The following is a 23,449-nucleotide window of genomic DNA, read 5'->3' as shown; positions in this document are numbered from 1 at the left end:
GATCACATTTTTATCGATCCGATTGTATAAGCTTTCGCCAACATTGCGTTTCCTTGATAATTTTTTTGAAAGATAACTAAAGTGCGGTTATACTTAAAGCCTTATTTCATCTGAAGATAATCTCTTATTCATTATCAAAATTAAGTTGAGAACAACATGCAAGAATTTATGCCTCAAGCAATTGAATTTGCTCAAAAACACACTTTTTTAACGATCGCATGGTTTGCTGTCCTTTTTATGACACTTTTCACCTTTTTTAAAAGTGCGACACAAAAATATCGCGTGATCACCAACCCTGAAGCGGTTCGCTTAATGAACGACGAAGAAGCAGTGGTGATTGATTTACGCCCTATTGATGAATTCCAACGCGGCCATATCATTGGTAGCGTAAACTTGCTTCCAACTGAAATTAAAAATCAAAATGTAGGCAAAATTGAACATCACAAAGAAAAACCGCTTATCATTGTGGATGTTAACGGTGTTTCTTCTGCTACGTCCGCAGAACTTTTAACCAAACAAGGCTTTGAAAAAGTTTATGTGTTAAAAGACGGTTTAGCGGCTTGGGCGGGTGCAAATTTACCATTAGTAAAAAAACATAAGTAAGGATCCTCTATGTCTGAACAAAATCAACAACCTGAAGTAGCAGCTGAAGAGCAACAAGAAGCGGTACTTCAAATTCAACGTATTTATGTAAAAGATGTTTCTTTTGAAGCACCAAATCTTCCTCATATTTTCCACCAAGAATGGAAACCAAAACTCGGCTTCGACTTAAGCACTGAAGCGGTTCAAGTAGGTGAAGATTTATACGAAGTCACTTTAAACATCAACGTAGAAACCACCATGGAAGATTCTGGTGATGTGGCATTTATTTGTGAAGTGAAACAAGCTGGCGTATTTACAATCAGCGGTTTAGAAGATGTTCAAATGGCACACTGCTTAACATCTCAATGCCCCAATATGCTTTTCCCTTATGCACGTGAATTGATTTCTAACTTAGTGAATCGTGGTACATTCCCGGCATTAAACCTTTCTCCGGTAAACTTCGATGCGTTGTTCATTGATTACATGAACAAGCAGCAAGCAGCAGCTGAAGCGGAAGAAAATCAGGAAACCCAACATTAATTGTGATGAGGGCAGGCGATACCGTCTGCCCTTTTATTTTAAAGGTGATTGAAATGACCCCATCCCAATCTCCAATTACCATTCTTGGTTGCGGTTCTTATGGAACAGCACTCGCTATCTCATTTTCTCGCAATGGCTCTCCAACCTATCTTTGGGGGCACAATCCCGATCACATTAATCAAATGCAACAAGAACGTCAAAATCGCCGTTTTCTACCTGATATTGAATTTCCAGAAAGTTTGCATTTAGAATTAGATTTGAAAACTGCGCTTGATCAAGCTAAAGACATTTTAATTGTGGTGCCAAGCCATGCTTTTGGTGAAATTCTATTAAAAATTCGACCGCACTTAAAACCTGATCATCGTTTAATTTGGGCAACCAAAGGATTAGAACGTAACACCGGCCGATTATTGCAAGAAGTGGTAGAAGAAACCTTAGGTAAAGCAATCCCAACGGCGGTGCTTTCAGGTCCTACTTTTGCGAAAGAATTGGCTCAAGGTTTGCCAACGGCGATTACCCTTGCCTCTCGTAATGAAAAGTTTGCCTTAGAATTTCAAGCTCGCATTCATTGCAGTCAGCATTTCCGAGTATATGTAAACCAAGATATGATTGGCGTTCAATTAGGTGGTGCCATTAAAAACGTGATAGCGATTGGTGCGGGTATTTCGGATGGTATGGGATTTGGTGCCAATGCGAGAACCGCATTGATTACCCGTGGGATTGCGGAAATTACTCGCTTAGGCGTAGCCATGGGCGCCAATACGCAAACCTTTATGGGCATGTCTGGTTTAGGTGATTTAGTGCTCACTTGTACCGATAACCAATCCCGTAACCGCCGATTTGGTTTAATGCTTGGTAAAGGCACTGATAGCCAACAAGCCATGAATGAAATTGGTCAAGTGGTGGAAGGGTTTTATAACACCAAAGAAACTTATTTATTAGCACAACGACAAGGCGTGGAAATGCCGATTACAGAACAAATTTACCAAATGCTCTTTTGTGGTAAAAGTGCACAAGAAGTGGCACTGAGCTTATTGGGTCGTGAACGAAAAGGCGAATAAGGAGAAAAAATGACGTTAGAAGTATGGCAACACATTCGCCAAGAAGCAAAAGAATTAGCAGAATGCGAACCAATGCTCGCAAGCTTTTTCCATTCCACTATTTTAAAACATCAAAATCTTGGCAGTGCCTTGAGTTATTTGCTTGCGAATAAACTGGCTAACCCTATCATGCCCGCAATTTCGCTGCGTGAAATTATTGAAGAAGCCTATCAAGCTGAGCCTAATATCATTGATTGTGCCGCTTGTGATATTAAAGCCGTGCGCCACCGCGATCCTGCTGTGGAATTGTGGTCTACACCATTGCTTTATTTAAAAGGTTTTCACGCCATTCAAAGCTATCGTATTACCCATTATTTGTGGAACCAAAACCGAAAAGCACTCGCACTTTATTTACAAAATCAAATTTCAGTGGCTTTCGATGTGGATATTCACCCTGCCGCCAAAATTGGGCACGGCATTATGTTTGACCATGCTACCGGTATTGTCGTGGGCGAAACTTCGGTAATTGAAAATGATGTGTCTATCTTGCAAGGCGTCACCCTTGGTGGTACAGGTAAAGAATCCGGCGATCGCCATCCAAAAGTACGAGAAGGCGTAATGATTGGAGCGGGTGCAAAAATTCTCGGCAATATCGAAGTGGGCAAATATGCCAAAATCGGGGCTAACTCAGTTGTACTTCAAGCTGTGCCTGAATATGCCACTGCAGCAGGTGTACCTGCTCGTATTGTTGGCAAAGACAAAGCGGCAAAACCAGCCTTTGAAATGAACCAATATTTTATCGATGATGATATAAATCTAAATATTTAAGGAATCGATATGATTAACAAAGACACCCAACTTTGCATGTCCCTTTCTGGCAGACCAGGCAATTTTGGCACAACATTCCATAACTATCTGTATCAAAAACTCGGGCTTAATTTTATCTATAAAGCCTTTGCTACTACGGATATTGAAAGTGCAGTCAAAGGCATTCGTGCACTTGGTATTCGAGGTTGTGCCGTTTCGATGCCTTTTAAAGAAAGCTGCATGCCATTTTTAGATGAAATCTCACCTTCTGCGCAAGCCATTCAGTCTGTGAATACCATTGTGAATGATCAAGGTTTTCTTCGTGCTTACAACACCGACTATATTGCCATTGTTAAACTTATCGAAGAATATCAATTAGATAAAAAGAGTTGCGTGATTGTACAAGGCAGTGGTGGCATGGCAAAAGCCGTCGTCGCAGCCTTCAAAAACAGTGGATTTGAGCATCTTAAAGTTTTTGCTCGAAATGAAAAAACAGGTAAAAATTTAGCCGCACTTTATGGCTATGAATATATCCCATCTTTGGATAATCAATCGGCAGACATTTTAGTCAACGTTACGCCAATTGGGATGAAAGGTGGAAAAGAAGAATTTGATCTCGCCTTTCCTGAAAATCTTATTCAACAAGTTCAAACCGCTTTTGATGTGGTGGCGATTCCTGCTGAAACACCGTTTATCCAATTTGCTCAACTGCAAGGTAAACAAACGATTTCTGGTGCAGAAGTGATTGTGCTACAAGCCGTTGAACAATTTGAGCTCTACACAGGCATTCGACCTGATGAGCAATTAATCGCTGAAGCGGCTGCCTTTGCTCGAAAAAACAGTTAAAAAATAAACCGCACTTCTAAAAAGTGCGGTTCTTTTTATCTGAGTTTTACGCTAACAATTTTCTTGCTGCTTCCACTACGACTGATACTGCTTTGTCTTCTGTATCTTTCATGGTGGCTTCATTTGGAATTTCTTGTTGCGTACGGTTCACAATCACACCTGCCACCATACCTGCTCGTAAGCCAAGGGCGTTACACATGGTGAATAACGTCGCGGATTCCATCTCATAGTTCATCACATTGAGATCTTGCCATTGTTTTAACAAGCCTTGGTAATCACGATATACTTTACCACTGTAGGTATCGTAACGTTCTTGACCTGGATAGAAGGTATCTGAAGACGCTGTAATTCCTACAAATGGCTCAATGCCTTTTTCTTTAGCTGCATTGAAAAGTGCCGTGGTACATTCAAAATTTGCCACTGCGGGATATTCAATTGGGGCAAAATGACGGCTTGCACCATCAAGACGAACCGCACCCGTTGTAACAAGAACATCACCCACATTAATGTGTGGTTGAATTGCGCCTGTTGTACCAATACGTAAGAATGTACGCACGCCAAGCTGAGCCAGCTCTTCCACACAGATAGATGTAGAAGGACCACCAATACCAGTTGAACACACCACCACCGGTTGATCATTTAAATAGCCTAACCAAGAAGTGAACTCACGTGTACTTGCAAGAAACTCAGGGTTATCAAGTTTTTTAGCAATACGTTCGCTACGTGCAGGATCCCCTGGTACGATAGCGAGTGTAGCACCTTTCAGTTGTGCTTTAGTCAGGTTTAAGTGAAATACATCAGACATAACAATCTCCTTTTTATCATTCTTGCCGCAAAGTGCGGTCAAATTTTCATTATTTTTTCAATGCGCCTAAAATACCACGCATGATTTGTTTGGTCACTTCATTACGAATATTGCGACCCACTGATTTTGCCACGCTATTCACAATTTGTTCTGTCGGAGAAAGTTTATCCCCACGTTTTTGTGTTCCAAAAATCATACGGCTTAAGCTACCAAATAAACCGTTTTCTTCCTCTTGTTGCGCTTGTTCGGCTTGTTTTTGTTGTACAGCTGCTAAATCTGCTTGCGCATTTAACACTTCGAAAGCGGATTCATTATCCACGTAATCTTTATAGAATGCATAAAGATCATCGTCTTTCACCCAAGCAGCTCGCTCTTCTTCAGTAATCGGGGCAAGTTGGCTTTTCGGCGGATAAACATAAGCCACTTCAACTGGTGTTGGCATACCTTTTTCATCTAAGAATGAAATTAACGCTTGCCCCACACCTAACGTTGAAATGGTTTCCACCACATTGACAGCAGGATTTGAACGGAACGTTTCCGCCGCAGATTTCACTGCTTTTTGATCACGTGGCGTAAAAGCACGTAACGCATGTTGGACACGGTTACCCAATTGCCCTAACACGGTATCCGGTAAATCTAATGGATTTTGGGTTACAAAATAAATCCCCACACCTTTAGAACGAATCAAGCGAACCACTTGTTCCACTTTGTCCACCAACACACTCGGTGCGCCATCAAAGAGTAAGTGAGCTTCATCAAAGAACATCACAAATTTTGGTTTATCTGGATCGCCTACTTCCGGCAATTGCTCAAATAATTCAGACATCAACCAAAGCAAGAATGCACTATACATTCTTGGAGAATTAATTAATTTTTCAGAGTTTAAAACATTGATCACACCACGACCATCACGGGTTTGTAACCAATCTTCAAGATTTAATGCAGGTTCACCAAAAAGATTGGTCGCTCCTTCATTTTCAAGTGTCAGTAAGGCACGTTGAATCGCGCCCACACTCGCAGCTGATACGTTGCCGTATTCTACTTGGAACAATTTGGCGTTTTCTGCCACAAATTTAAGCATGGCACGTAAATCTTTTAAGTCGATGAGTAACAAGCCTTTGTCATCTGCCACACGGAATACGAGGTTTAATAAGCCTTCTTGAGTTGCGTTTAAATTTAATAAACGGGAAAGTAATAATGGTCCCATTTCAGAAATCGTGGTACGAAGCGGAATACCGGTTTCACCGAATACATCCCAAAATGACACAGGATAGCCATTTAAATAACTCTCGCCACCTAAATCAAATTGCTCAATGCGTTCCGCTACTTTGCCACTGAATGTGCCCGCTTTGACTAAACCGGACAAATCGCCTTTTACATCCACTAAAAAGACCGGCACGCCATCATCACTGAATGCTTCTGCCATTTTACGTAGTGTGACAGTTTTACCCGTCCCTGTCGCCCCGGCGATCAGACCGTGACGGTTTGCCATTTTTGCGGTAATACCAAGGGTTTGACCTTGTTCGGTACGCGCGAGAGAATATTGCATAAAGATTCCTTTGTTTTGTTGGTTTTATTTAAACGAATAATAAGGAAAAAACGAAGTGCGGTCAAAATTTAAGTGATTTTACGGTATAATTTCTCAAAACTAACTCAAAGCAGGAAAAATAGATGTCAAACGCAAAAATTCTTATTATTAAAACAGGATTGATCGAAACCTTAACATTCCCTGATGGCAGCTCATATGAAAGTGCCATCCGTAAAAAACCGGTACCCATGGTAAAAGTGCACACGCTAGGTGCAGAAGGTAACGATGTAGGCTTAAAAGCCCATCACGGTGGTGTTGATAAAGCCTTGTTTTTTATGTCTGATGTGTCTTTCCCTGCTTTAAACGCACTACTTGGTGAAAAGTTTGATTTTCACGGTAGCGCGATTTATGGTGAAAACTTTGTGGTATCCGGCTTACATGAAGATAATGTCTGCATAGGCGATCGTTACAAAATTGGCACCACGCTTTTAGAAGTGTCTCAACCACGTAAACCTTGCGAGCGTTTATCTCATAATACCAAGAATGAGAATACAAGAGAGGTAATTCGTCAGTCAGGCTGGACAGGTTGGTATGTTCGCGTGATCGAAGAAGGTGAAATTCATCAAGGCGATGAACTCATCTTGCAACACCGTCCTTATCCTGAATGGACTATTCGTCGTTTAAACACGCTACTTTCTGCTCCTTCAAGTATCGCAGAATTAGAAGAAGCCTTAGTCATTGAAGAATTAGCACCAGCGTTTAAACGTTCTGTTAACTCACAATTACGTAATTTACAGCAGGCGGGCTAAAATGTCGGCTAAAACGACCGCACTTTGTCCGTGCCAATCTTCGCTTTCTTACGAAGATTGTTGCGGACGTTTTCATTCAGGTAATCTGTTTCCAGAAACAGCGGAACAACTTATGCGTTCCCGCTATTCCGCGTTTGTGCTCAAAAATATTCCTTATATTGTGCAAACCACTGTGCCAAGCCAACAAACCTTATTAGATGAAAAAGCCCTGCAAGATTGGGCTAATGAAACGCAATGGCTCGGTTTAGAGATTGTCAAAGCAGAAACCTTAACCAAAACACAAAGTGCGGTTGAATTTAAAGCACATTTTCAAGGCGGAGAACAGCCGCAAGTGCATCACGAATATTCTCTTTTTGTAAAAATTGATGGCCATTGGTATTTTGTTGATCCCACTGTACCGCTCCCAAGCAATAAACAGCCTTGTGTTTGTGGCTCTGGGAAGAAATTTAAACATTGTTGCGGAGGCTTGCTCTAATGACCTTAACGTCTTTTCTCGCATTATTCTGGCAGCGTTCTCAAGAAAATAAATTAACGCAAGCCGCCGGTTCACTCACTTACAGCACCATGCTCGCTATCGTGCCATTAATTATGGTGGTGTTTTCAATTTTCTCCGCCTTTCCCGTTTTTAACGAAGTCACCGGTGCATTGAAAGAATTCATCTTCACCAATTTCGCTCCTTCCGCGAGTGATGTTGTAGGACAATATATTGATGAATTCGTCCATAATTCAAAGAAAATGAGCGCCGTGGGGATTGTGAGTTTGATTTTAGTGGCATTAATGCTGATTAACTCCATTGACCGTACACTCAATGGCATTTGGAAAGACACCAGTAATCGCCCAATTTTTACGTCATTTGCTATTTATTGGCTCATTTTAACGCTCGGTCCGCTTTTAATCGGTACTAGCATTGCGGCGAGTTCCTACGTCAAAGCTATGTTCGAGCAATCGGAAACGCTCTCTTTTGGCTTAAAACTCCTCAGTTTTGTGCCATTTCTTTCTACTTGGTTTATCTTCACGCTCATTTATATGGTCGTGCCAAATAAGAAAGTGAGCATCAAACACTCTGCAGCAGGCGCATTAATTGCGGCAATTTTCTTTACCTTAGGAAAACAAGCCTTTACTTGGTACATCGCCACCTTCCCATCTTATCAATTAATTTATGGTGCCATGGCGACGCTGCCAATCATGTTATTGTGGATTCAAATCAGCTGGACAGTAGTGTTATTGGGTGCGCAATTAGCCGCAGTGCTTGCAGAAGTGCGGTCAACGAATCAAACAAATTTAGAGGAAGTAAAATGATTGCGTTAATTCAGCGTGTGACACAAGCAAAAGTAGAAGTTGAAGGCCAAATTGTGGGGCAAATCGGCAAGGGATTATTGGTTTTATTAGGCGTAGAAAAAGAAGATGACCTATCCAAGGCGGATAAACTTGCCGAGAAAGTCTTAAATTACCGTATTTTCAGCGATGAAAATGACAAAATGAATTTAAATGTGCAACAAATCGGTGGTGAAGTGCTTGTAGTATCACAATTCACCCTAGCCGCAGACACGCAAAAAGGCTTACGACCAAGTTTCTCAAAAGGTGCCGCACCAGCATTGGCTAACGAATTGTATGAGTATTTTTCACAAAAATGTGCAGAAAAAGTCACTGTTGCCAACGGAAAATTTGCAGCAGATATGCAAGTAACGCTGACCAATGATGGCCCGGTTACATTTTGGTTAAATGTCTGAATAAAGAGAACAATCGCTATTTTTTTCAAAGCAAAGGAAACTCTTTCTTTGATCGCATTGTCGTATTAACGCTCAAACGCATATAACAATTTCAAATCCCATCCATAATTGCATTGGTAATCCCCTTATTTTATAGGTAAACTAAGGCGGTTTGATGTGGATCTTCTTAAAGTTTAGCTTGTAATAAAATGAAAAAAATTTCGTTAAAAACAACCGCTCTTTTGCTTGGATGGATGAGTTTTTCAGCCCTTGCAGAACAAACCGTGGATATTGAGATCCGTGGGATCAAGGGTGAACGTGCCATTCGCAATACTGATATGAATGTCAAACTCATTGATAAAAGTGAGATGGACGGCTCAGATCGTTATAAACAATTAGTTTCAGATGCTGTCGATAAAGGCCTTCGAGTCTTTGGTTATTATGGTTCTTCCGTGACCTTTGAATTGAAAAAACGTAAAGGTCAACGAGATTTACTTATTGCGAATGTCACCCCGGGTGAGCCAAGTAAAATTGCAGGAACAGACGTTGAAATTACAGGCGAAGCGGCAGAAGACGAAAACTTCACGGCACTCCGTAAAAACTTGCCAAAACAAGGTGAGTTAGTTGAGCATCAAAAATACGATGATTATAAAACCAGTATTTCAAACCTTGCCCTTGCTCGCGGTTATCTTGATGGAAAATTCCAAATTTCTCGCTTAGAAATCAGCCCTGAAACTCATGAAGCATGGTGGCGTATGCTATTTGATAGTGGCGTGCGTTATCATTACGGCAACATCACATTCAACCATTCCCAAATTCGCGAAGACTATTTGCAAAATATGCTCAACATTAAATCTGGCGATCCTTATTTAGTCAGCGATTTATCTGAATTAACTAACGATTTTTCTTCTACCAACTGGTTTAGCTCAGTGCTTTTACAGCCTCATGTCCGCGAAGAAGAAAAATTAGTGGATATCGAACTGTTACTTTATCCACGTAAGAAAAACTCAATGGAGCTTGGGGTCGGTTTTGCAACCGATACGGGCCCTCATGTCCAAATTGGTTGGACAAAACCTTGGATCAATAGCCGAGGCCATAGTTTCCGTACAAATCTTTACATCTCTGCACCAAAGCAAAACTTTGAAGCCACTTATAAAATACCATTGTTGAAAAATCCATTAAATTATTATTATGAATTTTCAACCGGTTATGAAAAAGAAAATAAAAATGACACGGACATCAAAGCGCTCACTTTTGCAGCATTACGTTATTGGAATAATAAAGAAGGTTGGCAATATTTTGCGGGTCTTCGTGTCCGTTACGACAGCTTCACACAAGCAGATTTCACTGATAAAACCCTTCTCGTGTACCCTACTGGTGGTTTTAGTCGTACTCGTTTAAAAGGTGGACAATTCCCGACATGGGGAGATACCCAAAAAATCACGGTCGATTTAGGGAATAAGCTTTGGATGTCAGAAGCCAATTTCTTTAAAGTTCAAGCTTCCACCGCATGGATTCGTACTTATGCAGAAAATCACCGTTTTATTACCCGTGCAGAAATTGGTTATTTAAATACCGCAGATATTCGTAAAATTCCACCAGCATTACGTTTCTTTGCAGGGGGTGATCGTAGCGTGCGAGGTTATGGTTATAAGAAAATTTCGCCGAAAAATAAAAATGGAAAATTAGTCGGCGGTTCTCGCTTAGTAACAGGTAGCCTTGAATATCAATATCAAGTTTATCCGAATTGGTGGGGCGCTGTATTTGCGGATACAGGTTTAGCCGCTGATGCTTACAAAGCAAATGAGTTACGCTACGGCGCAGGTTTTGGTGTGCGTTGGGCATCGCCAGTTGGCGCTATCAAATTTGATATTGCAACGCCAATTCGAGATAAAGATAACAGCAAAAACATTCAATTTTACATTGGCTTAGGGGCTGAAATTTAGGGTATGACTATGTCTGAACAAGAAAAACAACCAGATAACCAAACGACACAACCCGTTAAAAAGAAAAAGACCTGCCGTAAAATTTTATGTGTCGGAAGTGCGGTCATTTTTGTCCCTGTTTTAGGCTTGGTCACAGCACTTTCTTTTGATAGTGGGCAACGTGCACTTATTCAACTCGCCGATAAAATGCTCGATAGCTTATCTATTGAGCAAGTCAGCGGTGGCTTACAAGATGGTTTAGTCTTAGAAAATTTACGTTTTCAAACAACCGGCGTAGATGTAGCTCTTCCTAAAACGCGCTTGCAACTGAATTTAGCTCGTTTACTTTCAGGTGAGATTATTGTTGATGATCTCAGCTTAACGCAGCCGAAAATTGCCATTGATACCAGTGTTATGGCACCTTCGGAAGAGAAACAAATAGAAAGTGGTCCAATGGAAAAAATCCATTTACCGGTTTCTGTACAAGTGAAAAATGTGGCGATTACTGACTTTGATATGAAACTCGATCAAAGCAATATTACCTTTTCGTCATTTCAAAGTGCGGTCAGTTTAAACAATGAATCAGGCCTTACCCTTGAGCACACCACGCTTTCAGATGTACTTTTCTCAACGGTCTCCCAAACTCAACCGAATCCCCCTCAGCCTGAGAAAAAAGAACCTGCTAAACCCGTTGATTGGGCGCAAATTGAGCAAACACTCACCCCCGCTTTTTTAGGTAATTTAAATACGGTGAACTTGCCTTTTGATATGCACATTCCAAGTATTTTGGGTACAAACTGGCAATATCAATCGCTCAATGAAAAAGGCGAAGAAACTCAAAAAATCACTGTGCCTAAAGTGGAATTGCAAGCGGATGCCACCGATCATTTAGTGAAATTACAAAAACTCGACATTGACAGCTCTCTTGGTACACTTTCTAGCCAAGGACAACTCCAGCTCAATGAAGATTTTCCGGTGGCTCTCACATTAAAATCGGATCTCCAAGCATTTAAATCAAAAGACAAAACCATTCTGCCTGCCAGCAAAGTTGATCTCAATTTATCGGGTTCATTGAAAAAAACGACTGCACTTTCGTTAACCACACAAGGCGTACTTGATGCGACCTTAACCGGTGATGTGAAACTGGCTGAAGATAAAATGCCATTAAATCTGCAGTTAAAAGCGAAAAAAGGTCAATACGCTTTTGCAGATAGCCTTGCACCACTCAAAATTAATGATGTTGATATTAAGCTCACGGGCGATTTATTGAATTATCACGCAGAGGTTGTTGGGGGCGTGGAAGGTATGGATCATATCCCTCACACCCATGTTGATTTGAATGCAGACGGTAAACTCTACGAAGTCACCATCAACGAATTAAAACTTGCTGCCCTAGATGGTACGGCACGTTTAACGGGTTCATCAAACTGGAAAGATGGCGCGCAATGGGATGTGACCGCTGATTTAAACAAAATGAACATTCGCCCTTATGTGCCAGCCATGCCAGCCGTATTATCAGGCAAAGTGAGCTCACAAGGTTCCGCTGATTCCAATCATTGGAAAGTGGATGTGCCTACCGTGGATTTAACCGGTAGTCTTTCCTCTCGCACATTAAGCTTAAAAGGTAGTGTCTTTTTAAGTAATGAAACCTTATTAAACATTCCTGATCTATTGCTGAACTATGGCGATAACCGCATTGCAGCAAAAGGTACATTAGGTGATAAATCAAACCTAGATTTAGATATCAACGCACCAAGCTTACGTGGTCTGTGGCAAGATTTAGCGGGCTCAGTCGTTGGTAAAGCACAGATTTTAGGGAAGCTTACTGCGCCAAGCATTAATACCGATTTAACGGCACAAGGCTTGCACTTCCAAGGATTAGACTTATCCAAAGCCTTAATTAAAGGTAATGTTGTGAGTGAACCGCAAGTGAAAGGTGAACTTACCGTCAAAGCGGAAAACTTCCGCTATGGCGATAGCATCAAATTGCATAATATTGATTTGAATGCATCGGGTGATGAAAAACATCATACGCTCAACTTAAAATCCAAAGGTGAACCTGTTGCAGCTAATTTACAAATCACTGGCAATTTTGACCGCACTTCTCAGCAATGGAAGGGTAATTTAAGCCAAGTGAGCCTAAACTCACCCATCGGTGATTTTAAAGTTAATCAAACCGTTCCTGTGACTTATGACAATAAAAAAATCCAAGCCACCATTGGGTCACACTGCTGGGTTAACCAAGATTTAGATTTGTGTTTTCCACAACAATTTACGGCAGGGAAAAACGGCGAAGTTCCTTTTGAGCTTAAACGCATTAATTTAGATTTAGTGAATAGATTGATGGGTCAAAACACGCTCAAAGGCCAATTACAAAGCCGAGGAAAAGTGGCATGGTTCAGTGATAAACCGTTACAACTAAATGTAGCAGTAGAAGGTAATAACATTGGTGTGGCACAAAAATTAGACTACCGCACCTTTAAGCTGGATATTCCTAAATTAAGTGTGAATGCCGATATTCAAAATAACAATTTAACCTTGAAATCTGACATTAACGTTCAAAATCAAGGTCGAATCGGCACAGACTTAAAAATTCATGATTTAAGTAAAGGTCGTCAATTAGGCGGTACCTTTACCATTGAAGGTTTACGCTTATCCTTAGCCAATCAACTTTTCTCTAGCGGTGAAAGCATAGATGGTGAAGTGGTCTCACGCTTAAGTTTCGGTGGTAATTTAGAAAAACCATTATTAAACGGTAATTTTGATATCCGCAATGTGAAAACAAAACTGAAAAGCCTGCCTTTTGATGTAACTGATGGTCAAGTGGCAATCCGCTTTAATGGTACATCTTCAACCTTAAATGGCCATGTTCAAACACCAGATAGCAAACTCAACATAAACGGACAAGCTAACTGGGCTAACATGAATAACTGGACGGCAGAAGTCAGAGCGCAAGCAGATAATTTCAAAGTCGATATTCCATCCATGGCGAAATTAAAAGTCAGCCCGAATGTGGTTGTCAAAGCCTCGCCAAAACTCTTAGATTTGAGTGGTAATGTGGATATCCCTTGGGCAAGAATTGCTATTGAAAGCTTACCGGACAATGCTGAACCAGTGAGTGAAGATGAAGTCATTTTAAATGGCCCGAGAAAAAGTAAAGAAGAACTCATTAATCGCCAATTTGCTTCAGAAACGAAATCTGGGATGCAAATTCAATCTGATTTAAAAATTAAAATCGGTGATGATGTGCATTTAGATGCCTATGGTTTAAAAACGAATTTGGATGGTTTACTTTCGGTGAAACAGGATAAAGGTAAGCTAGGATTATTTGGTCAAATTAACCTAAAAAATGGTCGTTATGCCTCTTTTGGACAGGATTTATTAATTCGTAAAGGACAAATCAGCTTCTCTGGTTTACCTTCACAGCCGATGTTGAATATTGAAGCGATTCGTAACCCTGAGGCTATGGAAGACAGTAAAGTGACCGCGGGGGTAAAAGTGATTGGTATGGCGTCTAGCCCACAAGTCACGATTTTCTCTGATCCAGCCAAATCTCAAGACCAGGCACTTTCTTATTTATTAACCGGTCGCTCATTAGAAAACAGCGGTGAAGCAGGCTCTAGTGGTTCTGTGGGTGCGGCATTACTTGGCTTAGGTTTAGCGAAAAGTGGTAAAGTGGTCGGCGGTATTGGCGAAGCCTTTGGTATTCAAGATTTAAACTTAGGCACTGCCGGTGTTGGGGATAGCTCCAAAGTACAAGTTAGTGGTAACATTGGTAAACGCTTACAAGTGAAATACGGTGTAGGATTGTTTGATGGCTTAGCCGAAGTGACCTTGCGTTACCGCTTAATGCCACAGCTTTATTTCCAATCGGTTTCCAGTACAAACCAAGTTTTTGATTTATTGTATCAATTTGAATTTTAGGAAAGGACATGCATAACGACAAGCAACTGACTCAACTCGCAGAACCTCATCACCGAGGTGAGGCCCGGGAGATTGCCGCCATTGATTTAGGCTCAAACAGCTTCCACATGATTGTGGCGCGTATTATCAATGGCTCGATTCAGGTGCTGTCTCGTTTAAAACAAAAAGTGAGGCTCGCCGACGGCTTAGACGAGCACAATGTATTAAGCCAAGAAGCCATTGAGCGCGGTGTAAATTGCCTTGCACTTTTTGCTGAACGCTTACAAGGCTTTGCGCCAGAAGATGTGAATGTGGTGGGTACTTATACCTTACGAAGAGCGGTCAATAATGACGAATTTTTACGTCAGGCTGCCGCTGTCTTTCCTTATCCAATTAATATCATCAGCGGTCAAACAGAAGCCAAAACCATTTATGCGGGTGTTTGCCACACTCAACCTGAAAGCGGACGTAAACTGGTCATCGATATTGGTGGTGGCTCGACCGAAATGATCATCGGTGATGATTTCACCCCCTTAGTGGCAGAAAGTCGTCATATGGGTTGTGTGAGCTTTGCCAAAAAATTCTTCCCGAATGGCGAAATTTCAAAAGAAAACTTCGAGCAAGCTCGCCAAAGTGCGGTCAATAAAATTGAAGATTTAAGCTGGGAATATCGCAAGCTCGGTTGGCAATCAGTACTCGGTTCATCGGGCACGATCAAAACCGTCTATCAAGTGATTACCGCAACCCTTGACCCGAACGGCATCATCACGGCTGAACGCTTACAAAATTTAATTGAACGCACCTTACAAGCTTCTCATTTTGAAGAGCTTAATATCGTAGGACTAAACCCTGATCGCGTGGATGTATTTGTGCCAGGCTTAGCCATTTTAAGTGCTGTTTTTGACGTTTTTGGCTTAGAAAATATGCGCTATTCTGACGGTGCTTTGCGTGAAGGGGTGATTTACAGCCTGGAACAAAACTTCCAGGTTTCAGACATCCGTACTCGTACTGCATTAGGACTTGCCGAACAATTTAACTTAGATTTGGCGCAAGCCGATTGCGTGGCAAATAGTGCGAAAACCTTAATTGACCAATACACCCATTGGCAAAAACCTCATCTTGCTGATGAAATGAAAAATCTGTTGATTTGGGCAGCGCGTTTATTGGAAGTCGGCATTGTGATCAATCATCGCAATGTACAAAAACATTCTGCTTACATTCTGCAAAATATGGAATTACCGGGTTTTGATCGTGAGCAACAACGCTTATTGGTGAATTTGGTTCGTTATCATACGAGTGCATTTAAAAAGAATGATTTACCGATTTTTGCTCGTTATGCGGATGAAGATGTCCTTGTTTTACTTATTCTTTTACGCATTGCAGTGATTTTAAATAAATCTCGCCAGGCGACAGATAGCACCGATAAAATCAATCTCAGAGTTGACCGCTCTTTGCAAACTTGGGAACTGACTTTTGAGAAACATTACTTGGATAATAATCCGTTAGTATGGAATGATTTGCGCTTAGAAAGCAATTTACTCAAAGATTTAGAACTCAGTTTGATTTTTAACTGATAAAATAGGGGCTTTCGTGCCCTTATTTTTTATCTTGCTCCAACAGCAAGCTATAAATATTGGCGAGATAATAGCTCTGCTCGGCTTCTGGAATATCTTGCGGAATAAAAGAAAGCAAATCGTGGTGAATTTCCAAAACATCAGGGAAAATGGCCGCACTTTGCATTTCATCATAAAAGGCTTGATGAAGCGGAGAAACGCAACCGCCTCTTTTTAAACGGGCAAGGCTGTTGGCAATATGCAATAAGAGTGTGATGACTGTCGGAATAGACACATCAATGCGCCAATGATGCTCTAGGCGACTTTGCAAGGTCAGAATAATATCAATAACGTCCTGATCAATCTGACCGCGAATTTTCCAACGGGTTAATTGTTTGAGTAACGACATAACATTCCTTTTTAAGATAGGATAACTTTACCGCTATTTCACAAAATTACCAGTGCACAGATCACAAAATTGAAACAAAGTGAAAAAATTTACTAACTAGGAAAGCAATAAATGATAGATAACAGACTTTTTGAAAAATATGATGGCCTGATTTTTGATATGGATGGCACCTTAATCGACACCATGCCAGTACACGCCCGCGCGTGGAACATGGTGGGAGAACAATTTGGTTATCGTTTTAACAGCCAAATTATGTATGATTTAGGTGGCGCAACCGTGAGCACTATCGCCTCAGCCATTATGCAAGATGCCGGTATGCCACAAGAACGTTTAAATGAAGTGATACAAGCAAAACGCAAACTTTCTTATGAATTGATTCCAACAGAATCAAAATTACTCCCAACCTTTGAAGTGGTGCGTCATTACTATCAACAAAAACCTATTGCGCTCGGTTCAGGTTCGAACCGCCAAATTATTGATATGTTGATGCAAAAATTAGACATCAAACATTACTTTAACGCTATTGTCAGCGCTGATGATGTAAAAGAACATAAACCGCATCCTGAAACCTTTTTACGCTGTGCAGAACTGGCAAAAGCCGAACCATCTCGTTGTATCGTGTTTGAAGATGCCGATCTCGGCGTAAAAGCGGGATTAAATGCAGGGATGGATGTGTTTGATGTCAGAACGCACGAGATTATTAGAACCTAATGTGGGACATTTTCTCTTTCAGCTTTTGGGCTGATTTCTGGCAAACCCATGGCTTGTGGCTAATGTTTTTCAGCGCTTTCTTAAGTGCCACCATCTTGCCGGGCAATTCAGAAATTGTGTTTGTCTCCCTGGCTGCGCCAAAAGTATTGGTCGGGTCTTTATTAAGTGCGGATATTTTCTGGCTTGTTTTTCTGGCAACCTCAGGTAATACGCTCGGTAGTCTCACCACTTATTGGATTGGGCGATGGTTTCCGAAAATTGACAGCAAAAATGACCGCACTTTATGGGCAATAAACAAAATACAACGCTATGGCGCCATCACTCTATTATTGAGCTGGTTGCCTATTATCGGGGATGTGTTTTGTGCGGTAGCCGGTTGGCTTCGATTGAATTGGCTAAGTTGTTTGATTTTTATGACGATTGGAAAAGGACTGCGTTATATTGCCTTGCTCTTTTTCAGTTTACCTTTCCTGTCATAACCATGAATAGCCTTTGTGCATAATGTGGTTGTGGGCTAGAATAAAGACGAATTAATATTCAACAGATAAAAAAACGCCCCTTATCGAATAAGGGGCAAATAACCTAAGGAACCAATTTTATTAAAACAACTGCAAGTTGCTTGTTCTATAAGACCGACACTAAAAAGAAAAGTTCAAAGAAATTGTAAAAAAATGTAAAAAAATTTACAAAAACTTGCAATCAATTTACAAATCACTGATTTTCAAGGAAATAAATATGCCATTACTCGACAGTTTTAAAGTGGATCACACCCGTATGAACGCACCTGCCGTGCGTGTAGCCAAAACGATGCGCACCCCAAAGGGCGATGACATCACTGTTTTTGATCTTCGTTTTTGCATTCCAAACAAAGAAATTCTCCCACCAAAAGGGATTCACACCCTTGAGCATTTATTTGCAGGCTTCATGCGCGACCATTTAAACAATGACAATGTAGAAATCATCGATATTTCCCCAATGGGTTGCCGTACAGGTTTTTACATGTCATTAATTGGTACACCAAACGAGCAGCATGTGGCTGATGCATGGTTAGCTTCCATGAAAGATATTTTAACCGTGCAAGATCAAAACCAAATTCCAGAATTGAACGAATACCAATGTGGGACTTACACCGAGCATTCTTTAGAAGAAGCACATGATATTGCTAAAAATGTGATTGCTCGCGGTGTGGGGATTAATAAAAATGACGATTTAGCGCTTGATGAATCTTTCTTAAAATAAGGACACAACATGACAACCCTAGGTACAGCATTAACCCCGAACGCTATCAAAGTGATGATGCTTGGCTCTGGTGAACTGGGCAAAGAGGTGGTGATTGAATTACAACGTTTAGGCGTGGAAGTAATTGCCGTCGATCGTTATGAAAACGCCCCAGCACAACAAGTGGCACATCGTGCTTATACGATTTCCATGCTAGATGGTGCAGCACTCAAAGCCTTAGTGGAAAAAGAGCGCCCAGATTACATCGTGCCGGAAGTAGAAGCCATCGCGACTGATACGCTGATTGAATTAGAACAAGCGGGTTTTAATGTTGTTCCTACCGCCAAAGCCACCAAGCTTACGATGAATCGCGAAGGTATTCGCCGTTTAGCTGCTGAAGAGCTTGGCCTACCAACCTCACCTTATCAATTTGTCGATAACTTTGCTGACTTCCAAAGTGCGGTTGAAAAAATCGGTATTCCTTGCGTAGTGAAACCGATTATGTCCTCTTCTGGCCACGGTCAAAGTATTTTAAAATCCAAAGACGACTTACAAAAAGCGTGGGATTACGCTCAACAAGGTGGTCGAGCAGGTGCGGGACGCGTGATTGTAGAAGGGTTTGTTAAATTCGATTATGAAATCACCTTGCTCACCGTTCGCCACATTAATGGCACCAGCTTCTTAGCGCCAATTGGTCATCGTCAAGAAGATGGCGACTATCGTGAATCTTGGCAGCCACAAGCCATGTCTGATGTAGCGTTGAAAAAAGCCCAAGATGTTGCCGAGAAAATTACCACTGCATTAGGTGGTCGTGGTATTTTCGGTGTGGAAATGTTTGTGTGTGGTGATGAGGTGATCTTCAATGAAGTCTCCCCTCGCCCACATGATACCGGAATGGTCACACTAATTTCTCAAGAATTATCTGAGTTCGCCTTACACGCCCGTGCGATTTTAGGCCTACCGATTCCAGAAATCACCTTAATTAGCCCATCGGCTTCCAAAGCCATTGTGGTGGAAGGTCAATCGAAAAACGTGCAATTTGGCAATATCGCTGAAGTGTTGGCAGAACCCCACACCAATATTCGCATTTTCGGCAAAGGCGAAGTCAATGGCCATCGCCGTTTAGGTGTCTTACTCGCCCGTGATATTTCCGTAGAAAAAGCATTAGAAAAAGTAGAGCTTGCTTACACTAAGTTGGATGTGAAATTATAAGATTGGCTTAAATATAAGTAGTTCTGAAAATACAAAAGTGCGGTCAAAATTGCTTATGTTTTTGACCGCACTTTAATGCTTATTCCCGACTTATCTACCAAACAGCGAAGCCCAAAATCCTTTTTTATTTTCAACTTTCTTTTGCTTCGCTTCTTCCATTCTTTGTTTGATATAATTTACCCAAACTTGATGGGGTGCATCAAAATCAAATGATTTCATAAAATCATAAGGAATTTTATATTCTGCTAATGGATTTATATCAATCAATTCTTTTGGCGCTATAGGACTATCAATACCCAAATCAAAACCGTGGATTGCTGCGATTTTGGCATACATTAAAACTTGTGGTTGCAAGTAAAAATCAAAATGTAAAAGTGTGTCTTTTGCTGCTCGTTTAGCAAGCTTTAGTTCGAGTAATTTATCTAAAGCCTCTTGCATTCCTTTTATATTTTTATCTGCTAACGCCACATAAAATTCATGATCAGGAATACGCTTTAAATCGCTACGGGCTTTTTTCTCATCATTTAAGAACGTGAGTGCGCGCTCTTTTAATAATTGCCAATCTCCACTTAACGCCAATAAAGTGTTCGCATTAAAAAAAGGTCTGGTATCAGTACGTTTATAGGGGACTGAAATATCCACAATTTCATCACGATGTTTAATTAAATAATCAATTAACTTTTGATTATCTGAAAGCAAACTCATAAAAAAGAAATTTGTATTAATTCCGTTGTACGCCCATTGAAAATCATATTCAGATAAAATACTTAAGAAACCTGCAATAGAAGCATTTTCTTTAAATCCTGAAATATCATTTTCTAATAAATGCTTAGAGGCTAATGCTACATGATAATCTTTCAGCCAAAATATCAATGAAAATACATTTCCATTGAATTCTTCTATATGACTCAATACTAGTTTCAATTTTTTATTGTCAAATTCTACATATTCTTCAACCCTATCCAAAGTAAATCTCTTTGCATCATCGTAAGTATTCGCAATATCACTTCCTAAAAAGATATTATATTTTTCCATATTAATATTCTCCGATTAATGTTTATTAGGAACTTTTACTGGCAACAACACAACTTTACCATTTGATTTATCTACTCCAGCTATAATAGTTTTTATAGGCTTTTCTTGCAGTTCTGCATTTTCTATCGCAATTCTCACAGGATCATTTTTTGATAATTTTCCGCTAACAACATTTATCCATTTACTAGACAATTGATTAGTATCCCCTGCCCCTTTAGAACTCACCTGAATTGCCCCATTAGTTTTTATTTGTTTACTATCAATAATGACTACTGAACCATCTTTGCCTACTAACACATGATCAAAGCCATTATTTGAGCCATATTTTCCGCCTTGTAATGGTTCATAACCTGAACGTTTTGCTAAACCATGAATTAACGACTCTGTTTTTCCACCTTTAATATCACCATTTTTGACAATATCATCGATTAAAGCTTGCTCAGCTTTACTAGTCGCTTTTATTTCACAACTTGCTCCACAAACTTTAGTGCCATTGATAAATCCTTTATCAGTTGATACAGCGATATTATCCACTTCATTAATTACTCGATTCAAAACAGTGTGATTAACTACTCTATTTACTTGATTTTTAGTAAAATCAACCACACCGTTTTTCAGTGCTCCCATTGGCTTAACTAACGCCAATCCCGTACCACTTAGAACCACTCCTCCAGTTGAAATGCCTTTCATTTTACCTTGGCGGTAACCTTGCATTTCACCCGCAAGTTTTGGATTCTCTTGAAGGGCAAGCGCATAAGCCTCATCCCAATCTTTCAACGAGACCACAACATTATTATAGGTCTTCCCTGGGTTTGAGATTGCTTCCCATAAAGACACTACGGTATCATCTAAATTAACAACCGCATCCGCTGTTTCCTTAACACTATCAATCTGCCCTTGAGCTTCTGCAATCTCTAGGCCTTCTTGATATTCTTTAGCTTTATCCTCATCTCCATTGAATAAAACCTTGGCATACATTTCAATGTTTTGCTTACGCTCATCACTAGGATGAACGTTATCAGCCATGCTGTTATTCTCCACTGAATCTTTCGCCGTCTTAGCCGCAATAATCGCCCCATCAGAGCTATCCGATAAACTACCACCAGCAATACCTGCTGCTACTTGGCTTAAAGAAGATACCGTACGTTTTTCTTCTTCGCTGAGCTTTTCAGGTGATTTATCATAAAGTATCGAGGCGAGGAAATGAGCCGCAGCCTCACCACCTGCCGCACCTGCCGCACCCGCAGCAACATTACGATTGCCCGCATAAGCCTCTACCGCGCCCCAAAGTGCATGAGCAGTCAAATTGAGAGCGGTGTTTACATTACCTTTTGCATCTGTTGTCGCTTTCTTAATTTGATTATTCACCGCAGGCGATAATCCTGAAGCCACCACTTCCGCTGCCGGTCTGCCGGCTAAAGCAGTACTAATAACATTTAATGCTGAATCAATGATAAGACGTTGACTTCCACCCGTTTCCCATTCTTTGGCTTCGCGACTCGCTGTCTCAAAATTATCTCGTGCTTGTTTTACTAAAGCGCGGTTAGTTTCGTTGTTGTTTTCTGCCTTGGCTTTTTCTGCTTCTTCTAACGCAATTGCGGCTTCATTACGCTTCGCTTTCGCTTCTTCACCAAATTTATTAGCAAGCAAACTTCCAGCTTCCACGACATTTGGTCCAAATTTCTCTATCACCTCACGTTGGAAATCGAGCTCTTTTTGAACATCATCTTTATTAAAACGGTTCTCTAATTTGCCACTTTGGCTTTGTGCACTCTCTGTAGTGATATCTGTTTTTATCGCAGCAATTTCTTCTTGTACCGTTTTGCCTGTACGTTTTAATTGCTCTGCTTCATCTTTAATTATGATATTTTGTGTATTAATACCACTTTTTGTTGTGCTAGATTGACTATCAGAATCTTTACCATAGCCCATGCCATAAGAGAATTGGAGAGACTCCTTGCCTTCAGCCAATTTCTTGGTGTTCTCTTGTCCATCTACTCCTTTAGAATTAACAGTTGTGTTGCCATTTTTATCGGTATAAAGCAGATTACCATCTTTATCCGTGGCTTGTTTTGTACTTTGAGCTGCACCATTTTCGCCAAATGGTGTTTCAAAGTTAGCTGACACACTGCCACTTACACCAAAACTGCTGCCACTATAATTTGAGTGATTTTCAATATCTGAATGAGTAATGCTACCAGTGCTAAAATGGTTTTTACCATCAGCTTCTGCCTTTTGGGTAGACGTAATCAATGCACCTTTAAGATCGGTATGCTTATTAACATTAATATCGTAACCTTCATCTCCGGCATAAATTCCTGCCTGTTCATTCACGCTTGCATGATCAGCATTGATTTTCGATTTATTGAAACTACCACCTGCGGCAAAACCATAGCCTACTGTCACACTACCACTTGCATTCATTTGTTTACCATGGTAGCGAGATTTATCTTGCAAGCTCTCGATATTCAGGTTTTCCGCATCCAATTCAACACGTTTACCCTTCACTTGACTGCCTGCAAGAGTGACATCACCACCTGCATTAATCACGGTTTTACTTTGACTATCACCTACATGGCTAGCAACATAAGTAGTTTCATCACCATTGCCATAGCCTTTTCCGTAATTACCGCCTAAAGTAACCCCAGCAGCCGCACCATTACTCACTTTAATGGCTACCCCTGCATTAAAACCACTCGATTTATTAGTGCTTCGTTCTTGATGGTTTTGTTCTACTGCTTTGATGTTTACTTGATTATCTGCCATCAAAGTCGTGCCTTCTTTACCAGAAATATCCGAGCCTTCAATATTAATATT

The 23,449-nt window shown here is 40.7% G+C and carries 21 protein-coding genes; 16 read left to right on the top strand and 5 right to left on the bottom strand.

The window, feature by feature from the left end; genetic code table 11:
* Nucleotides 1-156 precede the first annotated feature (156 nt).
* From O3746_RS09215 to O3746_RS09195, 5 genes are read left to right on the top strand one after another with little or no spacing between them, the layout of a single operon-like run.
* The gene (locus O3746_RS09215; protein ID WP_014064512.1) at nucleotides 157-603 is read left to right on the top strand and encodes a rhodanese-like domain-containing protein; all 447 of its coding nucleotides are present in this window, start codon (nucleotides 157-159) and stop codon (nucleotides 601-603) included.
* 9 nt (nucleotides 604-612) lie between these two features.
* A complete protein-coding gene (gene secB, locus O3746_RS09210; RefSeq protein WP_005695013.1) occupies nucleotides 613-1,122 on the top strand; it encodes a protein-export chaperone SecB in 510 nt (169 codons plus the stop codon).
* 53 nt (nucleotides 1,123-1,175) lie between these two features.
* Nucleotides 1,176-2,183, top strand: a complete 1,008-nt coding sequence (gene gpsA / locus O3746_RS09205; protein WP_070775123.1) for an NAD(P)H-dependent glycerol-3-phosphate dehydrogenase — start codon at nucleotides 1,176-1,178, stop codon at nucleotides 2,181-2,183.
* Nucleotides 2,184-2,192: 9 nt separating this feature from the next.
* Nucleotides 2,193-2,990, top strand: coding sequence for a serine O-acetyltransferase (cysE, locus tag O3746_RS09200; protein WP_302481747.1), 798 nt, complete (start codon nucleotides 2,193-2,195; stop codon nucleotides 2,988-2,990).
* A gap of 9 nt (nucleotides 2,991-2,999) precedes the next feature.
* Nucleotides 3,000-3,815, top strand: coding sequence for a shikimate 5-dehydrogenase (locus O3746_RS09195; protein WP_371448781.1), 816 nt, complete (start codon nucleotides 3,000-3,002; stop codon nucleotides 3,813-3,815).
* Nucleotides 3,816-3,861: 46 nt separating this feature from the next.
* Here the strand turns inward: O3746_RS09195 and udp are convergent, their stop codons facing one another.
* Both udp and O3746_RS09185 read right to left on the bottom strand, forming a co-directional pair.
* Nucleotides 3,862-4,620, bottom strand: a complete 759-nt coding sequence (gene udp / locus O3746_RS09190; RefSeq protein ID WP_371448778.1) for a uridine phosphorylase — start codon at nucleotides 4,618-4,620, stop codon at nucleotides 3,862-3,864.
* 49 nt (nucleotides 4,621-4,669) lie between these two features.
* The gene (locus O3746_RS09185; protein ID WP_371448776.1) at nucleotides 4,670-6,169 is read right to left on the bottom strand and encodes a helicase HerA-like C-terminal domain-containing protein; all 1,500 of its coding nucleotides are present in this window, start codon (nucleotides 6,167-6,169) and stop codon (nucleotides 4,670-4,672) included.
* 122 nt (nucleotides 6,170-6,291) lie between these two features.
* On the opposite strand from O3746_RS09185, the gene O3746_RS09180 reads away from it, so the two are divergent.
* From O3746_RS09180 to ppx, 7 genes are all read left to right on the top strand, one after another.
* Nucleotides 6,292-6,957: an MOSC domain-containing protein gene (locus O3746_RS09180; RefSeq protein WP_070775127.1), complete on the top strand. Its 666-nt coding sequence runs from the start codon at nucleotides 6,292-6,294 to the stop codon at nucleotides 6,955-6,957.
* Nucleotide 6,958: 1 nt separating this feature from the next.
* Nucleotides 6,959-7,432, top strand: coding sequence for a YchJ family protein (locus tag O3746_RS09175; protein ID WP_070775128.1), 474 nt, complete (start codon nucleotides 6,959-6,961; stop codon nucleotides 7,430-7,432).
* Nucleotides 7,432-8,256 carry a virulence factor BrkB family protein gene (locus tag O3746_RS09170; RefSeq protein ID WP_070589924.1) on the top strand — a complete coding sequence of 275 codons (825 nt, stop codon included), beginning with the start codon at nucleotides 7,432-7,434 and terminating at the stop codon, nucleotides 8,254-8,256. The genes O3746_RS09175 and O3746_RS09170 overlap by 1 nt, the downstream gene beginning before the upstream one ends.
* Nucleotides 8,253-8,687, top strand: coding sequence for a D-aminoacyl-tRNA deacylase (gene dtd / locus O3746_RS09165; protein WP_070775129.1), 435 nt, complete (start codon nucleotides 8,253-8,255; stop codon nucleotides 8,685-8,687). Before O3746_RS09170 ends, dtd begins: the two co-directional genes overlap by 4 nt.
* Nucleotides 8,688-8,875: 188 nt before the next feature.
* Nucleotides 8,876-10,612: an autotransporter assembly complex family protein gene (locus O3746_RS09160; protein WP_371448772.1), complete on the top strand. Its 1,737-nt coding sequence runs from the start codon at nucleotides 8,876-8,878 to the stop codon at nucleotides 10,610-10,612.
* A 3-nt stretch (nucleotides 10,613-10,615) separates the two neighbouring features.
* Nucleotides 10,616-14,515 (top strand): translocation/assembly module TamB domain-containing protein, encoded by a 3,900-nt coding sequence (locus tag O3746_RS09155; protein ID WP_371448770.1) that lies wholly within the window; start codon nucleotides 10,616-10,618, stop codon nucleotides 14,513-14,515.
* An 8-nt stretch (nucleotides 14,516-14,523) separates the two neighbouring features.
* Nucleotides 14,524-16,068, top strand: a complete 1,545-nt coding sequence (ppx, locus tag O3746_RS09150; protein ID WP_371448767.1) for an exopolyphosphatase — start codon at nucleotides 14,524-14,526, stop codon at nucleotides 16,066-16,068.
* A gap of 22 nt (nucleotides 16,069-16,090) precedes the next feature.
* On the opposite strand, the gene O3746_RS09145 is transcribed toward ppx, so the two are convergent.
* Nucleotides 16,091-16,456, bottom strand: coding sequence for a hypothetical protein (locus O3746_RS09145; protein ID WP_371448765.1), 366 nt, complete (start codon nucleotides 16,454-16,456; stop codon nucleotides 16,091-16,093).
* A gap of 111 nt (nucleotides 16,457-16,567) precedes the next feature.
* On the opposite strand from O3746_RS09145, the gene O3746_RS09140 reads away from it, so the two are divergent.
* The 4 genes from O3746_RS09140 (at nucleotide 16,568) to purT (ending at nucleotide 19,597) form a co-directional block, all read left to right on the top strand.
* Complete coding sequence (locus tag O3746_RS09140) at nucleotides 16,568-17,167, top strand: beta-phosphoglucomutase family hydrolase (RefSeq protein WP_049375172.1); 600 nt, start codon at nucleotides 16,568-16,570, stop codon at nucleotides 17,165-17,167.
* Nucleotides 17,167-17,646: a YqaA family protein gene (locus O3746_RS09135; protein WP_371448763.1), complete on the top strand. Its 480-nt coding sequence runs from the start codon at nucleotides 17,167-17,169 to the stop codon at nucleotides 17,644-17,646. The genes O3746_RS09140 and O3746_RS09135 overlap by 1 nt, the downstream gene beginning before the upstream one ends.
* A 256-nt stretch (nucleotides 17,647-17,902) precedes the next feature.
* Entirely contained in the window at nucleotides 17,903-18,406 is a 504-nt protein-coding gene (gene luxS, locus O3746_RS09130; RefSeq protein ID WP_371448761.1) for an S-ribosylhomocysteine lyase, read from the top strand.
* 9 nt (nucleotides 18,407-18,415) lie between these two features.
* Complete coding sequence (purT, locus tag O3746_RS09125; protein ID WP_371448759.1) at nucleotides 18,416-19,597, top strand: formate-dependent phosphoribosylglycinamide formyltransferase; 1,182 nt, start codon at nucleotides 18,416-18,418, stop codon at nucleotides 19,595-19,597.
* A gap of 90 nt (nucleotides 19,598-19,687) precedes the next feature.
* Here the strand turns inward: purT and O3746_RS09120 are convergent, their stop codons facing one another.
* Nucleotides 19,688-20,632 carry an Imm49 family immunity protein gene (locus tag O3746_RS09120; protein ID WP_371448756.1) on the bottom strand — a complete coding sequence of 315 codons (945 nt, stop codon included), beginning with the start codon at nucleotides 20,630-20,632 and terminating at the stop codon, nucleotides 19,688-19,690.
* A 15-nt stretch (nucleotides 20,633-20,647) separates the two neighbouring features.
* Nucleotides 20,648-23,449: hemagglutinin repeat-containing protein (locus O3746_RS09115; protein WP_371448754.1), on the bottom strand; the 2,802-nt coding region annotated here is incomplete at its 5' end.

Origin of the sequence: Haemophilus sp. 27098_8_127, from assembly GCF_041433495.1 — a bacterium.
In the GTDB taxonomy this organism is placed as follows: Bacteria; Pseudomonadota; Gammaproteobacteria; order Enterobacterales; family Pasteurellaceae; genus Haemophilus_D.
This window is presented reverse-complemented; position numbering and strand designations above follow the sequence as displayed.

Coding starts and splice junctions, on each gene's coding strand:
- O3746_RS09155 (WP_371448770.1), top strand. CDS start 10,616: ATGACTATGTCTGAACAAGAAAAACAACCAGATAACCAAACGACACAA.
- O3746_RS09160 (WP_371448772.1), top strand. CDS start 8,876: ATGAAAAAAATTTCGTTAAAAACAACCGCTCTTTTGCTTGGATGGATG.
- secB (WP_005695013.1), top strand. CDS start 613: ATGTCTGAACAAAATCAACAACCTGAAGTAGCAGCTGAAGAGCAACAA.
- gpsA (WP_070775123.1), top strand. CDS start 1,176: ATGACCCCATCCCAATCTCCAATTACCATTCTTGGTTGCGGTTCTTAT.
- O3746_RS09145 (WP_371448765.1), bottom strand. CDS start 16,456: ATGTCGTTACTCAAACAATTAACCCGTTGGAAAATTCGCGGTCAGATT.
- O3746_RS09180 (WP_070775127.1), top strand. CDS start 6,292: ATGTCAAACGCAAAAATTCTTATTATTAAAACAGGATTGATCGAAACC.
- udp (WP_371448778.1), bottom strand. CDS start 4,620: ATGTCTGATGTATTTCACTTAAACCTGACTAAAGCACAACTGAAAGGT.
- O3746_RS09135 (WP_371448763.1), top strand. CDS start 17,167: ATGTGGGACATTTTCTCTTTCAGCTTTTGGGCTGATTTCTGGCAAACC.
- purT (WP_371448759.1), top strand. CDS start 18,416: ATGACAACCCTAGGTACAGCATTAACCCCGAACGCTATCAAAGTGATG.
- O3746_RS09170 (WP_070589924.1), top strand. CDS start 7,432: ATGACCTTAACGTCTTTTCTCGCATTATTCTGGCAGCGTTCTCAAGAA.
- cysE (WP_302481747.1), top strand. CDS start 2,193: ATGACGTTAGAAGTATGGCAACACATTCGCCAAGAAGCAAAAGAATTA.
- O3746_RS09140 (WP_049375172.1), top strand. CDS start 16,568: ATGATAGATAACAGACTTTTTGAAAAATATGATGGCCTGATTTTTGAT.
- luxS (WP_371448761.1), top strand. CDS start 17,903: ATGCCATTACTCGACAGTTTTAAAGTGGATCACACCCGTATGAACGCA.
- O3746_RS09195 (WP_371448781.1), top strand. CDS start 3,000: ATGATTAACAAAGACACCCAACTTTGCATGTCCCTTTCTGGCAGACCA.
- O3746_RS09185 (WP_371448776.1), bottom strand. CDS start 6,169: ATGCAATATTCTCTCGCGCGTACCGAACAAGGTCAAACCCTTGGTATT.
- O3746_RS09215 (WP_014064512.1), top strand. CDS start 157: ATGCAAGAATTTATGCCTCAAGCAATTGAATTTGCTCAAAAACACACT.
- O3746_RS09175 (WP_070775128.1), top strand. CDS start 6,959: ATGTCGGCTAAAACGACCGCACTTTGTCCGTGCCAATCTTCGCTTTCT.
- O3746_RS09120 (WP_371448756.1), bottom strand. CDS start 20,632: ATGGAAAAATATAATATCTTTTTAGGAAGTGATATTGCGAATACTTAC.
- dtd (WP_070775129.1), top strand. CDS start 8,253: ATGATTGCGTTAATTCAGCGTGTGACACAAGCAAAAGTAGAAGTTGAA.
- ppx (WP_371448767.1), top strand. CDS start 14,524: ATGCATAACGACAAGCAACTGACTCAACTCGCAGAACCTCATCACCGA.